Origin of the sequence: Leifsonia xyli, assembly GCA_001647635.1 — a bacterium.
Taxonomy (GTDB): Bacteria; Actinomycetota; Actinomycetes; order Actinomycetales; family Microbacteriaceae; genus Leifsonia; species Leifsonia xyli_A.
The window spans coordinates 3,260,491-3,273,544 of sequence record CP014761.1; the positions used below are offsets into that span (position 1 = coordinate 3,260,491).

General features: G+C 70.1%; 13 protein-coding genes. 7 read left to right on the top strand and 6 right to left on the bottom strand.

What is annotated here, in order from left to right; genetic code table 11:
• Positions 1-91: 91 nt before the first annotated feature.
• The 3 genes from A0130_15935 to A0130_15945 are packed head-to-tail and all read right to left on the bottom strand — an operon-like array spanning position 92 to position 2,156.
• Positions 92-865, bottom strand: coding sequence for a hypothetical protein (locus tag A0130_15935; GenBank protein ID ANF32952.1), 774 nt, complete (start codon positions 863-865; stop codon positions 92-94).
• Positions 862-1,773, bottom strand: a complete 912-nt coding sequence (locus A0130_15940; protein ANF32953.1) for an ABC transporter ATP-binding protein — start codon at positions 1,771-1,773, stop codon at positions 862-864. The genes A0130_15935 and A0130_15940 overlap by 4 nt, the downstream gene beginning before the upstream one ends.
• Positions 1,770-2,156, bottom strand: coding sequence for a GntR family transcriptional regulator (locus A0130_15945; protein ANF32954.1), 387 nt, complete (start codon positions 2,154-2,156; stop codon positions 1,770-1,772). The genes A0130_15940 and A0130_15945 overlap by 4 nt, the downstream gene beginning before the upstream one ends.
• A gap of 109 nt (positions 2,157-2,265) precedes the next feature.
• Here A0130_15945 and A0130_15950 point away from each other — a divergent pair, with 109 nt between their 5' ends.
• Genes A0130_15950 through A0130_15960 form a run of 3 tightly spaced genes read left to right on the top strand, consistent with a single transcriptional unit; the run spans position 2,266 to position 6,290 of the window.
• Complete coding sequence (locus A0130_15950) at positions 2,266-3,405, top strand: hypothetical protein (protein ID ANF32955.1); 1,140 nt, start codon at positions 2,266-2,268, stop codon at positions 3,403-3,405.
• 9 nt (positions 3,406-3,414) lie between these two features.
• Positions 3,415-4,845 (top strand): amidase, encoded by a 1,431-nt coding sequence (locus A0130_15955; protein ID ANF32956.1) that lies wholly within the window; start codon positions 3,415-3,417, stop codon positions 4,843-4,845.
• A gap of 59 nt (positions 4,846-4,904) precedes the next feature.
• Positions 4,905-6,290, top strand: a complete 1,386-nt coding sequence (locus tag A0130_15960; GenBank protein ID ANF32957.1) for a pyridoxal-dependent decarboxylase — start codon at positions 4,905-4,907, stop codon at positions 6,288-6,290.
• Between the two features lie 82 nt (positions 6,291-6,372).
• On the opposite strand, the gene A0130_15965 is transcribed toward A0130_15960, so the two are convergent.
• Both A0130_15965 and A0130_15970 read right to left on the bottom strand, forming a co-directional pair.
• Positions 6,373-8,172, bottom strand: a complete 1,800-nt coding sequence (locus tag A0130_15965) for a transferase (protein ANF32958.1) — start codon at positions 8,170-8,172, stop codon at positions 6,373-6,375.
• Position 8,173: 1 nt separating this feature from the next.
• Positions 8,174-8,548: an ATPase gene (locus tag A0130_15970; protein ID ANF32959.1), complete on the bottom strand. Its 375-nt coding sequence runs from the start codon at positions 8,546-8,548 to the stop codon at positions 8,174-8,176.
• 366 nt (positions 8,549-8,914) lie between these two features.
• Here A0130_15970 and A0130_15975 point away from each other — a divergent pair, with 366 nt between their 5' ends.
• The 4 genes from A0130_15975 (at position 8,915) to A0130_15990 (ending at position 11,578) form a co-directional block, all read left to right on the top strand.
• Complete coding sequence (locus tag A0130_15975; GenBank protein ID ANF32960.1) at positions 8,915-9,472, top strand: translation initiation factor IF-3; 558 nt, start codon at positions 8,915-8,917, stop codon at positions 9,470-9,472.
• The gene (locus A0130_15980; protein ID ANF32961.1) at positions 9,472-9,666 is read left to right on the top strand and encodes a 50S ribosomal protein L35; all 195 of its coding nucleotides are present in this window, start codon (positions 9,472-9,474) and stop codon (positions 9,664-9,666) included. The genes A0130_15975 and A0130_15980 overlap by 1 nt, the downstream gene beginning before the upstream one ends.
• 33 nt (positions 9,667-9,699) lie before the next feature.
• On the top strand, positions 9,700-10,092 hold the full coding sequence (locus tag A0130_15985; protein ID ANF32962.1) for a 50S ribosomal protein L20: 393 nt from the start codon (positions 9,700-9,702) through the stop codon (positions 10,090-10,092).
• 1,054 nt (positions 10,093-11,146) lie between these two features.
• The gene (locus A0130_15990; protein ANF32963.1) at positions 11,147-11,578 is read left to right on the top strand and encodes a hypothetical protein; all 432 of its coding nucleotides are present in this window, start codon (positions 11,147-11,149) and stop codon (positions 11,576-11,578) included.
• A 548-nt stretch (positions 11,579-12,126) separates the two neighbouring features.
• Here A0130_15990 and A0130_15995 read toward each other — a convergent pair.
• Complete coding sequence (locus A0130_15995) at positions 12,127-13,011, bottom strand: aldo/keto reductase (protein ANF32964.1); 885 nt, start codon at positions 13,009-13,011, stop codon at positions 12,127-12,129.
• Positions 13,012-13,054 lie beyond the last annotated feature (43 nt).

The window sequence follows — 13,054 nt, forward strand, 5'->3', positions numbered from 1 at the left end:
CGGACGGAGCGGATGCCGCGCCGGCCGAGTGAGGCCGATGGCATGAAACCGTGGCCGGGAGCGTGAAGCTCCCGGCCACGTCCATGTCGGCTCAGCTGCGCGGCGTCGCCCGAGACAGCGCCAGGTACGCGCCCCCGGCCGCGACCGCCGTCGGGACGAGCAGCCACGCCGTCACCCCGAACGGCCCGCTCGCCGCGAACCACTCGCCGACCGCCGGCCAGCTCTGCGTGAAGGTGATCAGCGCGATCGCCCCGACGAGGAGGAGGGCGACCACCGCTCCCGCGACGAGGATGCCGTACATCCGCCACCGCATGAACAGCGCGGCGGAGAACGCGCCGACCGCGAAGAAGAACAGCATCGAGCCGAACACCACGAACAACCGCTCACCGAGGTTCGCGCCGCCGAAATACACCGACGTGAACAGGTGGCCGCCGAGTCCCCAGCCGTTCGTCCACTCCTCGAGCGCCGAGAGGATGGTGAACCCGAGCGCGTAGCCGGCCGCGAGCATCAGGAAGGTGAGCCCGGAGCCGAGCGCGAAGTCCCGGCGGGTCACGCTGTAGCCCAACGCGAACGGGAAGGTCGCCGCGATCACCTGGATGGCGACCACCAGCATGTAGACGAAGATGTAGAACGCTCCGCCGCTCCACTGCGTGCCGTCCATCGCGTCGGCGCGGTCGGACGGCGCGGTGGCGGCCCAGATGATCCACCAGATCAGCCAGTTCACCAGCCCGATGAAGCCCATGATCATGACGGGCAGGTAGATCGTCGTCCATCTGTTGACGAGGTTCAGCCGGACCACGCGCCAGATGCGTTCGCCGGCGGCCGGGGGCGCCACGAGGGCTGGGGCGGGATGTGCTGCGGTCATGCGCTCTGCTCGATTCCTGTCTCGCGGATGTCGGTCTTGCGGACGATGAGCTGCTGCAGCGACACCGGCGCGAGCTCGAGGCCCGCGGCGGCGGCCTCCGCCCGGTCGGCCGGGCCGAGCCCCGCGACGGTGACGGACGCGAGTCCGCCGAGGCCGTCGCGGTGCAGCACGTCGCGTCCGCGGACGAAGGCGTCGACGGCTCCGCGCTGCCCGACCACGGTGGTGGCGGAGGTGCGGAGCGTCTCGGCGTCCTCGTCCATCAGGATGCGTCCCTGGTCGATGACGACCACCTGCTCCAGCAGGTTGGCGACCTCGTCGATCAGGTGGGTGGAGAGCACCACCGTGCGGGGATGCTCTGCGAAGTCCTCCAGCAGCCGGTCGTAGAACAGCTGCCGGGCGACCGCGTCGAGGCCGAGGTACGGCTCGTCGAAGAAGGTGAGCGGGGCGCGGGACGCGAGGCCGACGATCACGCCGACCGCCGACAGCTGCCCGCGCGACAGCTTCTTGATGCGCCGGTCGAGCGGCACGCCGAACTCCTCGATCAGCTGGTCGGCGAAGTCGGCGTCCCAGTTCTCGAAGAACCACGGCGCGCTGCGGAAGACGTGCTTGGGCTGGAAGTCCTCCGGGTAGCGCTGGCTCTCCTTGATGAAGCACAGGTTCTGCAGCACGCGGGCGTTCTCGGTGGGGTGCTCGCCGAAGACGCGGATGTCGCCTGCGGTCGGGAAGTCCTGCCCGGTGACGAGCTGCATCAGCGTCGTCTTGCCCGCGCCGTTGCGGCCGAGCAGACCGTGGATGCGGTTCGGCGCGATCGTGAGTGAGACGTCGTCGATCGCGGTGAACGACCCGAATCGCTTGGTGAGCCCGGCGACCTGAACGGCCGGGCCGGGGAAGGCCAGGGTGGCGCTCATGCGCTCAGTCCTTTCGTGGGGGACGGCGCCTCGGCGGCCGTCGCGATCATGCGGGTGAGCTGGTCGGAGTCGATGCCGAGCTTGGCCGCCTCCGCCAGCAGCGGGCGGAGGAACTCCTCCGGGAAGGCGTCGCGGCGCTTGGCGATGAGCCGCTCGCGTGCTCCCTCGGTGACGAACATGCCGATCCCCCGCTTCTTGTAGAGGATCCCCTCGTCGACCAGGAGACCCATGCCTTTGCCCGCCGTCGCGGGATTGATCCGGTGGAACGCCGCGAACTCGTTCGTCGACGGCACCTGCGTCTCGGCGGGGTAGACCCCGTCGATGATGTCGTCTTCGAGCTGTTCGGCGATCTGGACGAAGATCGGCTTGCCTTCGTCGATCATCCGAGCTTCACCGGTTCGTTACTCATGTAACTAACCAACCAGGTTGGGTGGGCCGATGTCAAGAAGGAATTCACGTCATGAACCAGGCAGACAAGTCGTCCTACTGGGTATGGGGTGGATATTCGTGCTCAGTATGTACGCAGGGTGCGGGCTCGTGCTCGCGGCCTTTCTCGGTCTGCGAGCCGTCGGGCGCGCGATGGCGCGGCGCATCGTGGCGAGGCAGCCGCGTCCCCTCACCCGGATCCACGCGAGTACCCCGACGACCGTCACGCTGGAGGCTGACCGGCGCACGCTGCACCGCGGTCACTTCGGTCTCTGGTTCGGGGACGATCACCACGCGCTGGTCGGTGAAGTGAGAGCACACGACCCACAGGCCGCCACCGTGACGCGCGAGATCCTGCACACATCAGGTGACGTCTCGACGGCGGCGGCGGGATACTGGACCGGTCACCTCCACCCGGGGCCGACCTCACTGCGTCGGCCCTTCCGCGACGTCATGATCGACGTTCCCGACGGCACCGCACCGGCGTGGCTCATCGAGCCGGCGCACCCGACCCGCCGCGACACCTGGGCGATCCACATCCATGGCTGGAATACGACGCGCATCACCGCCCTTCGTTCCGTTCACGCCACCGATGCGCTCGGCATGACCTCGCTCGTCGTGTCGTTTCGAGGCGACGGCGAGGGCCCCGAGGTCTCCGGGGGTCTGTCGACCCTCGGCCTGTGCGAGTCCGCCGACGTGGATGCCGCGATCGCGTACGCTTTGCGCCGGGGCGCTACGTCGGTGGTCCTCGTCGGCTGGTCGATGGGCGGGGCCATTGCGCTCCTACTGGCCGAGTCGAGCCCGTACCGGGCATTCATCGAGCGGCTCGTCCTCATCGGGCCGGTCACCGACTGGCGGGCCGTGGTACACAACGGGGCACGCGAGCGCGGGCTCCCTGCGTGGACCGCGAAGCTCGCCATCGAGATTCTCGCCGATCCTCTCGAGAGCGCACGGCTGGGGCTCTGCCACCCGGTCGATTTCGGGCGCCTCGATTGGAGTAGACCGGGGCGGCTCGCCGTGCCCGCTCTCGTCATCCACTCGGAGGGCGACCGCACGGTCCCGCTGGCCTCGTCCGTGCTCTTCGCCATGGCGAACCCGGACCGGGTGCGCCTCGCGGAGCTCTCGCCCGCCGAGCACGGCTGGGAGTACAACGTCGACCCGGCCGCCTTCAACCGGGCGATCATCGAGTTCATCGAACCGGGCTAGCCTGGGCGCATGGCCGACCTCCACGAGCTGACCGCGCTGGAACTCTGGCAGGAGCTGCAGACCGGGCGCGTGTCGCCCCGCGAGCTCGCGTCCCACTACCTCGACCGCATCGAACGGCTGAACCCGCAACTGGGCGCGTTCGTCACCGTGACGCGGGATGCGGCCCTCAGGCGGGCCGACGAGGTCGCCGAGAGCGTGCCCAAGACCGCTCCGCTGTGGGGACTGCCCTCCGGCGACAAGGACCTCTGGCAGCGTGCCGGTGTCCCGACCGGGTTCGGGTCGCGCGCGATGGCCGGATTCGTGCCCGAGCAGAGCGACGAGATCGTCGAGCAGCTGGATGCGACCGGCGCCATCAGCCTCGGTAAGACGAACGCGCCCGAGTTCGGCCTGCCCGCCTACACGGAGTCGCTGGCGGCGCCGCCCGCGCGCAATCCGTGGAACCCCGAGCTGGGTGCGGGTGGGTCGAGCGGGGGAGCGGCCGTCGCGGTGGCGAGCGGGATGCTCCCGTTCGCGCCGGGGTCGGACGGCGGCGGGTCGGTCCGCATCCCCGCGGCGGCGTGCGGTCTCGTCGGGCTGAAGCCGTCGCGCGGACTCGTGCCCGCCGGCAGCGGCATCGCGTCGCTGGCCGGTCTGGTCGTCGACGGGCCGCTGGCCCGCACGGTGGCCGACGCGGCCCTCCTGCTCGACGGGATGATCGCGAAGCGGCCGGACGGGACGATCGACCACCACTACACGCTGCGCGCCCCCTACGACGATGACGGCCCGTTCCTCGGCACCGCGGTCCGCGGCGAGGGACGGTTCCAGATCGGCGTGATGACGACCTCGGCCTGGGACAGCGCGTACGACATCACGATCGCGCCGGAGGCGCTGGACGCCGTGGCGAAGGCGGCCGAGCTCCTCGACACGATGGGTCACGGGCTAGAAGACACGGCGCTCGAATCCGACGACACGTACGCGCCGGCGTTCCGCACCATCTGGCAGGCGGGCGCTGCCCGGATCCCCGCCGAGGGCGAGGTGCTCGACCTGCTCGAGCCGCTGACCGCCTGGCTGGTCGAGCGCGGCCGCGCCCTGAGCGCCCGCGAGCTCGGTGAGGCGCTGGCGACGCTGACCGAGTACGAGAGGTCTTTCATCCGCCAGCTGTCGACCTTCGACGCGGTGCTGACGCCCGCGATGGCGCTCACCCCGCGTCCGGTCGGCTGGTACGACCAGGAGGACGGCGAGCGCAACTTCGAGCAGCAGGTGCAGTACACGCCGTTCACCTCGATGCTCAACGTCACGGGCCTCCCCGCGATCGTGCTGCCGGTGTCGCTGACCGAGGAGGGCGTACCGATGGGCGTGCAGCTGATCGGGCGCCCCGGCGGCGAGCGGACGCTGCTGTCGCTCGCCACCCAGCTGGAGCGCCGCATCCGCTGGCAGGAGCGGCGGCCGCCGGTCTGGTGATGCCGGTCTGGTGACCACGGTCTGGTGCGCACCCCGGGCGTGAGGGCTACCCTTCGCGTGTGAGCGATCGAGACGAGTTCGGTCCGGTGCTCGACGAAGCGGTGGTGCTCGCCGGGCGGTGGCTCGAAGGCGTGCGCGACGGGCCGATCCCGCCGACCGCCGACGTGGAGCAGGTGAAGGATGCGCTCGGGCGCGAGCTGCCCGATCGCGGGCCCGATCCGGTGACGGTGCTGCGGTCGCTCGCGCGCGGCGCGGAGCCCGGGCTGATGCGCATCCACTCGCCGCGGTTCCACGGCTGGGTGATGGGCGGCGCGCAGCCGGTGGCGCTGGGCGCGGACTGGCTCACGTCGGCGTGGGATCAGAACAACGGGCTGCGGTCGGTCACGCCCGGCGTCGCCGGGGCGGAGGAGCTGGCGGCGGAGTGGCTGGTCGACCTGCTCGGGCTGCCGTCGGGCTCGGAGGTCGGGTTCGTGACGGGTGCAACCGTCGCCAACGTCGCGGGCTTGCTGGCGGGTCGCGACGAGGTGCTGCGGCGCGCCGGCTGGGACGCCGCCGCCGACGGGCTGGCCGGAGGGCCGCGGATACGGGTGCTCGTGGGCGCCGAACGCCACGGCTCCGTGGACAGCGCCTCGGCGATCGCGGGGCTCGGGCACGGGCGTGTAATCGATGTGGACGATCAGGGCCGGATGCGGGTGGACGCGCTGCGCGCCGCGCTCGACGACGGGGAGGGGCCGGCCATCGTCGTGCTGCAGGCCGGGAACATCCACTCGGGCGCGTTCGACCCGTTCGAGGAGGCCGTCGAGGTGGCGCACGCCGCGGGTGCCTGGGTGCACATCGACGGGGCCTTCGGCCTGTGGGCCGCCGCAGCGCCGCGCCTGCGGTGGCTGATGGCCGGTGCCGAGCAGGCGGACTCCTGGGCGACGGACGCGCACAAGACGCTCAACGTCCCGTACGACTGCGGGATCGTGGCGGTCGCCGATCCCGCAGCACTGCACCGCACGATGGCGCAGCACGCGGCGTACCTGGCGTCGTCGGACACGGTCGCAGACCCGTCCGACCGCGTCCCCGAGCTGTCGCGCCGGGCCCGTGGTGTGCCGGTGTACGCGACGCTCGCTCAGCTCGGGCGATCGGGGGTCGCCGACCTCGTCCAGCAGCTCGCGGACGCAGCAACGGCGATCGCGGTCGGCATCAGCGGCATCCCGGGCGCCGAGATCCTCAACGAGGTCGTCTACACCCAGGTGTGCGCCGCGTTCGGATACGACGAGCGGACGCGCGCGATCGGTGCCGCGCTGCTGGCCGACGGGACCGCGCTCGCGTCGCCGTCCACCTGGCACGGGCGCGCGGTGCTGCGGTTCTCGGTCAGCAACTGGCTGACCGATCAGGAGGAGGCGGCCCGCACCGTCGCCGCCGTGGAGCGCGCCGTCGCCTCCGTCACCGTGTCCTGACCGCGACTGCGGCGGTTCGTCGCGTCTACGGCGGCGCGCGCAGCCGCCGACGGAACGAGCCGCCGCACGGGCGGAGGCCGCCTCACCGGCCGGCCGCGTACCCCTGCATCCCGCGCGGGTTCGCCGCCGCGCTGAGGATGCCCGTTGCGGCATCCCGCCCGACCGACGACAGCCGGCCCAGCGTCCAGTCGCCCGCGCGGCTGATGCGGTGGCCGCGGGCTTCGAGCCCCGCGATGACCTCGTCGCCCAGCCGCGACTCCACGACCGCTCCCGCCGGCACCCAGGTGCGCGGCCAGAACGACTCCGCGATGGACGTCGTGTGCAGCGCCGGCGCGTCGATCGCCTGCTGAGGTGTGTACCCGCCGACGATCGTGCGGAGCAGGTAGAGCAGCTGCCACTGGTCCTGCTGGTCGCCGCCGGGCGAGCCGAGAGCGGTCACCGGAACGCCGTCGCGGAGCACGAGCGTCGGCGTCAGGGTCGTGCGCGGCCGCTTGCCGGGCGTGAGCGTGGAGGCGGATCCCTCCTCCAGCCAGGTCATCTGCAGGCGCGTGCCGAGGCAGAAGCCCAGCTCCGGGATGGTCGGCGACGACTGCAGCCAGCCTCCGGAGGGGGTGGCCGAGACGATGTTGCCCCAGCGGTCCACGACGTCGATGTGACAGGTGTCGCCGCGGGTCTCGCCGGTGCGGGAGACCGTCGGCTCGCCGACGCCCTCCGCGGCGACGCCCGACGGCGGCGTGTACTCGGTGCGCAGCGGCGGGAGGAACGGCTCGGCGCTGGGGACGCGTCCCGGCCGGAACTCCGCCGACGCGCGGTCGCCGATCAGCTCGCGGCGCGACGCGGCGTACTCGGGCGAGAGCAGCGCCTCCACCGGCACGCGGGCGTCGCCGAAGTAGGCGTCGCGGTCGGCGTAGGCGAGCTTCTGCGCCTCCAGCACGGTGTGGGCGCCCAGCTCGGTCGACGGGTCGAGGCGCTCGTCGTCGGCGAAGCCGTCGAGGATGGCGAGGGTCTCCAGCAGTGCGGGGCCCTGGCTCCAGGCGTTCGTCTTCGCGATGGTGTGGCCGCGGAACTCCAGGGTCACCGCGTCCTCGTAGTGCGCGCGGTAGTCGGCGAAGTCCCGCTCGGCGATCACGCCCGCGTGGTCGGCGCCGTCGGAGTGCCGGTGCGGCGTCTTCACGAAGGCCGCGGCGGCCTGCGCGACGAAGCCCGTCGACCACTCGGTCCTCGCGGCCTCGATGCGGTCCTCCCGCGACGCCGCGTCGGACCCGGCCGCGATCAGCCCGCGCAACACCCGCGCGTACGCCGGGTCGACGATCACCTCGCCGGGCTCCGGGATTTGCCCGCCGGGCATCCACCGCTCCGCCGACGTGGGCCAGTGCTCCGTGAACAGCGGCGCAACCGTGCGGATCGTCGCGCACACGCGCTCGAGCACGGGATGCCCGTGCTCGGCGTAGTCGAGGGCGAAGGCCAGCACGTCGGCGAGCTCCCACGTGCCGTGGTCCTTCAGGAGCAGCAGCCACGCGTCCACCGCGCCGGGGACCGCCGCCGCCAGCGCACCCGCGCCGGGCACGAGCTCCAGACCCTCGGCGAGGTAGTGCTCGCGCGTCGCGCCCGCCGGCGCCGGCCCCTGCCCCGAGAGGACCACCGGCGTCGGGTCCTCCGCCGTCGCGAACAGCGCGACCAGGTCGCCGCCCGGACCGTTGAGGTGCGGCTCCACGATGTGGAGGACGAACGCACCCGCGACGGCGGCGTCGAACGCGTTGCCGCCGCGCTCCAGCACCGCCTGCGCCGAGGCCGTCGCCAGCCAGTGGGTGGACGCGCTCATGCCGAACCGCCCCTGCAGGGTCGGGCGCGTGGTGAAGGCCGGGGGAGGAGTGAAGGCCATGTCAGCTGACGGGGCCGGTGTACTTCTCGCCGGGGCCCTTGCCGATCTCGTCCGGAATGGCGGACGCCTCACGGAACGCCAGCTGCAGCGAGCGGAGGCCGTCGCGCAGGCTGCGCGCGTGCTGGTCGCCGACATGCTGCGCGCTCGCCGTGACGAGGCCGGCGAGGGCGTCGATCAGCTTGCGCGCCTCATCCAGGTCGGTCTGGTGCTCCGGGTCGTCGGCCAGGCCGCACTTGACGGCGGCCGCGCTCATCAGGTGCACCGCGGTGGTGGTGATCACCTCGACAGCGGGCACCTCCGCGATGTCGCGCGTGGCATCCGCGACGCCGTCGTCGAAGGCGCCGGAGTCGTCGAAGGTGAAGGATGTGTCGCTCACTGCTTTCCTCTGCTAGAATTCTTCAGGCTCCGGGGCTTATGCCTCGGTACGAAAGTGGAGATTCCTCCCACCCGCGCTTGACCGCTATACAGGTTACCGGGTCGTTGCACTCCGCCACCGCGTGCGAACGCGGGGGTAGTCAGGGTGTTGTACCAGGCCTGCGAGATTTGTTTCGCAGGCCGTGCTGGTGCGTGGAACCTCCTCTTTCGCCGGATCGTCACCGATGATCCGTGGCCGAGAAGCATCGCTTGATCAGAGGAGAAAGACATCAGCGATCCCCGTACGAATGACCGTATCCGCGTCCCCGAAGTTCGACTCGTAGGCCCCAGCGGAGAGCAGGTCGGCGTCGTCAAGATCGAGGTCGCACTGCGACTCGCGCAGGAGGCCGACCTCGACCTGGTCGAAGTCGCGCCCAACTCCAAGCCGCCGGTCGCCAAGATCATGGACTACGGCAAGTTCAAGTACGAGGCTGCGCAGAAGGCCAAGGAGGCCCGGCGCAACCAGGCGAACACCATCCTCAAAGAGGTGCGGTTCCGCCTCAAGATCGACAAGCACGACTACGAGACCAAGCGCAAGCGCGCCGAGGGCTTCCTGAAGTCCGGCGACAAGGTGAAGGCCATGATCCTCTTCCGCGGCCGCGAGCAGTCGCGTCCGGAGCAGGGCGTGCGCCTTCTGCAGCGCTTCGCGGAGGACGTCGCCGAGCTCGGCACGGTGGAGTCCAACCCCACGATCGACGGGCGCAACATGGTGATGATCATCAGCCCGCTCAAGAACAAGTCCGAGGCCAAGCAAGAGGCCAACGCACAACGTGCCGCCTCCAAGGCGCGCGCCCAGGGGCGCGACCAGGAGCCGGTTGCTGACGCAGCGGATGCTGCTCAGTCCGACGAGAGTTCGCCCGCCCAGGCGACGAACGAGGAGAAGTAATGCCCAAGCAGAAGACCCACTCCGGCGCCAAGAAGCGCTTCAAGATCACCGGTAGCGGCAAGGTCATGAAGCAGCAGTCCGGCATGCGCCACAACCTCGAGGTCAAGTCCAGCAGCCGCAAGCGCCGCCTGAACGCCGAGCAGGTCGTCCCCGAGGTGGACGCCAAGGTCATCCGCCGGATGCTCGGCAAGTAACCCCCGACACGCACCTAAGAAGGAAATCGACTAATGGCAAGAGTGAAGAGGGCTGTCAACGCCCACAAGAAGCGTCGGGTCATCCTCGAGCGCGCCGAGGGCTACCGCGGTCAGCGGTCGCGCCTCTACCGCAAGGCCAAGGAGCAGGTCACCCACTCCTTGGTCTACTCCTACAACGACCGCCGCAAGCGCAAGGGCGACTTCCGTCGCCTGTGGATCCAGCGCATCAACGCGGCCTCGCGCGCCAACGGCCTCACCTACAACCGCTTCATCCAGGGCCTGGGCCTGGCGGGAGTCGAGGTCGACCGTCGTATCCTCGCCGACCTCGCGATCACCGAGCCCGCGACCTTCGCGGCCCTCGTCGAGACCGCCAAGAAGGCGCTGCCCGCCGACACGTCGGCCCCGAAGGCGGACGCTGCGGAGTAGCGCACGGCACCCGGCCGGCTTGCCGGCCTCAACGGTGGCCGCAATCTCCCTACGTGGAGGTTGCGGCCACCGTTTTTGCGTTCCGGGCTCACGTCCGTCGAGGTTTCCTGGGCAATGGCTGTGCGTCATAGCGCATTCGTCCTTTTGCGTCATCTTTACCTCATTCGTCGGTCTGTATAAGTGCGACCGCTTTTCGTCGCAACTACCCAACCCGACGTATCCCAAAAGGACAAAACCCATGAGAACCCGATCCAAAATCAGCGGAAAGAAGGCGCTCCTGAGCGTCGGCGCGATCGCTCTCGCCTCCACCGCCCTTACGCTCGGCGTCGCCACAGGCGCCAACGCAGCTACTGGATATAGCAACCAGGGCATCAGCTATCTCCAAGTCATTCCGACTGCCCCAGCCACCAGCTTCGCTGCTCCGGGGACCACCGGCACCCTCAGCTTTTCCATGGGGTCCGGCCACGTCGGCAACACGGATTACACCTACGGAGCCGGTGAGAGCAACAAGTACGTCCTCACCGTGCCGCAAGGAATGAGCTTCGCCGCGAACGCGTGTGCCGGGCAGGGTGGCGCCACGGCTTGCACGATCTCGCCGGATGGCAAGACCCTGACCCTTGTGTGGACTGCTCCGACCGGCGGCCATTCGTTTACCAACTACTACAACAACCCCAACCCCAGCTTCCCGGTCGTCTCGACGGGGGGTCCGATCACAGGTCAGGCAACCGGTACCTACACACCGTTCTGGACCCTCACGACGGCGCAGGCTTTTGACTCTGTTGCGGTCCCTTATACTGCGGCCGCAGTCAAGATCACCAGCCCGACCGCGGGCGGCGGTTACGCGAACGACGGCAAGACCCCTTTCACGGGAACGGGCCAGCCGGGCTCCACGATCACAATCAAGGACGCGTCCGGGGTCTCCGCAGGTACTACCACCGTTGACGCATCTGGCAATTGGTCGGTCACCCTCCCCTCCGGCGCACTCGTGCCGGGTGTCGGGTCGACTGTCACCGTGCAGCAGGATGACGGGGGCTCGATCACGACTGCCTCGGTAGTGATCAACATCGCTGACCCCAATCCGGTAGCACAGCCGATCGCGCCGGTGGTCACGTCCCCGACCGCGGGTGACAAGTACGAGAATGACGGCAAGTCGACGTTCACGGGTACCGGTCAGCCGGGTTCGACCATCACGATCAAGGACGGCGCCGGTAACGCGGTGTGCACCACCACGGTCGATGGTCAGGGCAACTGGACCTGCACCCCGGCCCAGGGCGCGCTGAAGGCCGAGGACGGCTCCACCATCACGGTCGAGCAGAACGACGGCACCAACACCCTCACCACCACCATCGTGCTGGACGTGGCGCAGAGCCTCGACAGCCCGGTTGTCGAGCCGGCGGGTCTGCTGCTGGCGAGCGTCCTGCTCGCTGCTGCGGCGGGTGCCGGTGTGGTCATCGTCCGTCGCCGCCGGCTCGCCGGCCAGGCCTGACCCGGACCGACGGAAGGTAAGGAGAATCCGATGTACGGAAGCGCGCCAGGGTTCGGCGTGATGACCGGTGGTGTCATGGCCTCGACCGGCTTCACGGCCGCCGGGTTCATCATCATCGCGGTCAGCCTGGTCATCGCCGGCGGGCTCCTGCTCCGCAGCGCCTGGATGAAACGCCAGGACAAGACCGAGACCGCCTGACCCACAACCCGACACCACACAACTGAACAGCTGAAGGGCCGTCGCCACACCCGTGGCGGCGGCCCTTCGCCCGTTAAGCCGCACGCACGGCCCCAAACCCGATCGGGAGCCGCCGCAATGTTTGCATTGCTTCCGCCATGGCGTCATCGTCAATCCCGGCGTTCGTCTCTGATAGTGAGTCGCAATGCTTACGGGAGGGGTTCTACGGGCATTGCGGTGGCTGGAACCCCAGCCGGCTCACAAGGAGTGGCGGCACGCGTCGCTGGGTCTGCGCCGCGGCCGCCGCTCCGAAAGGCCGGCGGCGGCCGGTGGCTCTCCTCGGCGGCCGCTGCGCATGTCCGGGGGAAAGGTCAGGCGCCGATCGCGTTCAGCCGCTCCACCTGCTCGCCGGTCAGGCGCACGTCCCCGGCGGCGCTGTTCTCCTCCAGGTGCGCGATGCTCGACGTGCCCGGGATGAGCAGAATGTTGGGTGCGTGCGCGAGCAGCCAAGCGAGGCCGACCTGGGCGGGGGTCGCATCCACCTCGTCCGCGATGCCCTGGACGACCGGGTCGTCGGTCACCTTGGGCACTTGCGGGAACCCGCTGCCCAGCGGGAAGTACGGCGCCCAGGCGATCCCCTCCATGCGGCACAGGTCGAGCATGTCCTCGAAGCCGCGGGAGATCACCGAGTAGGCGTTCTGCACACAGGCGATTCCGGCGGGCACAGCGCGGCGCGCCGTGTCGATACGGACGGCACTCAGACCGATCGCACCGATCACGCCCTCGTCGCGCAGCGCGACGAGGGCGGCGAGCTGGTCGTCGAGATCGACGAGCTCGTCGTCCGGCACGGTCAGACCGGGACCCACCTCGGGCCTCCGCAGGTTGACGACGTCGAGCCGCTCCCGCCCGAGCGTGCGGAGGTTGGCGTGCACCTGGTCCCGCAACTGCTCGGGACGCTGCGCGAGCTGCAGCGGAAGGGGCGCATCCCTCCGGATCGCCCCGACCTTGGTCGCGACGGTCACGGCGCGGTCGTCGCCCGCCGCCTGCGCGATGATGCGGTTCGACACGCTGTCGCCGTAGAAGTCCGCGGTATCGATGTGGTCGATGCCGAGGTCGATCGCACGGCGGAGGAGGGCGACGCCGGCGCCCGGATCCGACTCCAGGTGTTCGAGCGCCATCGCGCCGTAACCGAGACGCGCCACGGTGCGACCGCCCAGATCGAACGTGCCGCCGGGGCGAAGGGTGCTCGTGGTCATGGGACCTCCTACACTGGTACGAAAGCGGAGGAACCTCCGCTAC

Bases quoted from the DNA above. Each gene is read 5' to 3' on its own strand.
- A0130_15980 (ANF32961.1), top strand. From the start codon at position 9,472: ATGCCCAAGCAGAAGACCCACTCCGGCGCCAAGAAGCGCTTCAAGATC.
- A0130_15950 (ANF32955.1), top strand. From the start codon at position 2,266: ATGGGGTGGATATTCGTGCTCAGTATGTACGCAGGGTGCGGGCTCGTG.
- A0130_15985 (ANF32962.1), top strand. From the start codon at position 9,700: ATGGCAAGAGTGAAGAGGGCTGTCAACGCCCACAAGAAGCGTCGGGTC.
- A0130_15955 (ANF32956.1), top strand. From the start codon at position 3,415: ATGGCCGACCTCCACGAGCTGACCGCGCTGGAACTCTGGCAGGAGCTG.
- A0130_15995 (ANF32964.1), bottom strand. From the start codon at position 13,011: ATGACCACGAGCACCCTTCGCCCCGGCGGCACGTTCGATCTGGGCGGT.
- A0130_15935 (ANF32952.1), bottom strand. From the start codon at position 865: ATGACCGCAGCACATCCCGCCCCAGCCCTCGTGGCGCCCCCGGCCGCC.
- A0130_15940 (ANF32953.1), bottom strand. From the start codon at position 1,773: ATGAGCGCCACCCTGGCCTTCCCCGGCCCGGCCGTTCAGGTCGCCGGG.
- A0130_15945 (ANF32954.1), bottom strand. From the start codon at position 2,156: ATGATCGACGAAGGCAAGCCGATCTTCGTCCAGATCGCCGAACAGCTC.
- A0130_15965 (ANF32958.1), bottom strand. From the start codon at position 8,172: ATGGCCTTCACTCCTCCCCCGGCCTTCACCACGCGCCCGACCCTGCAG.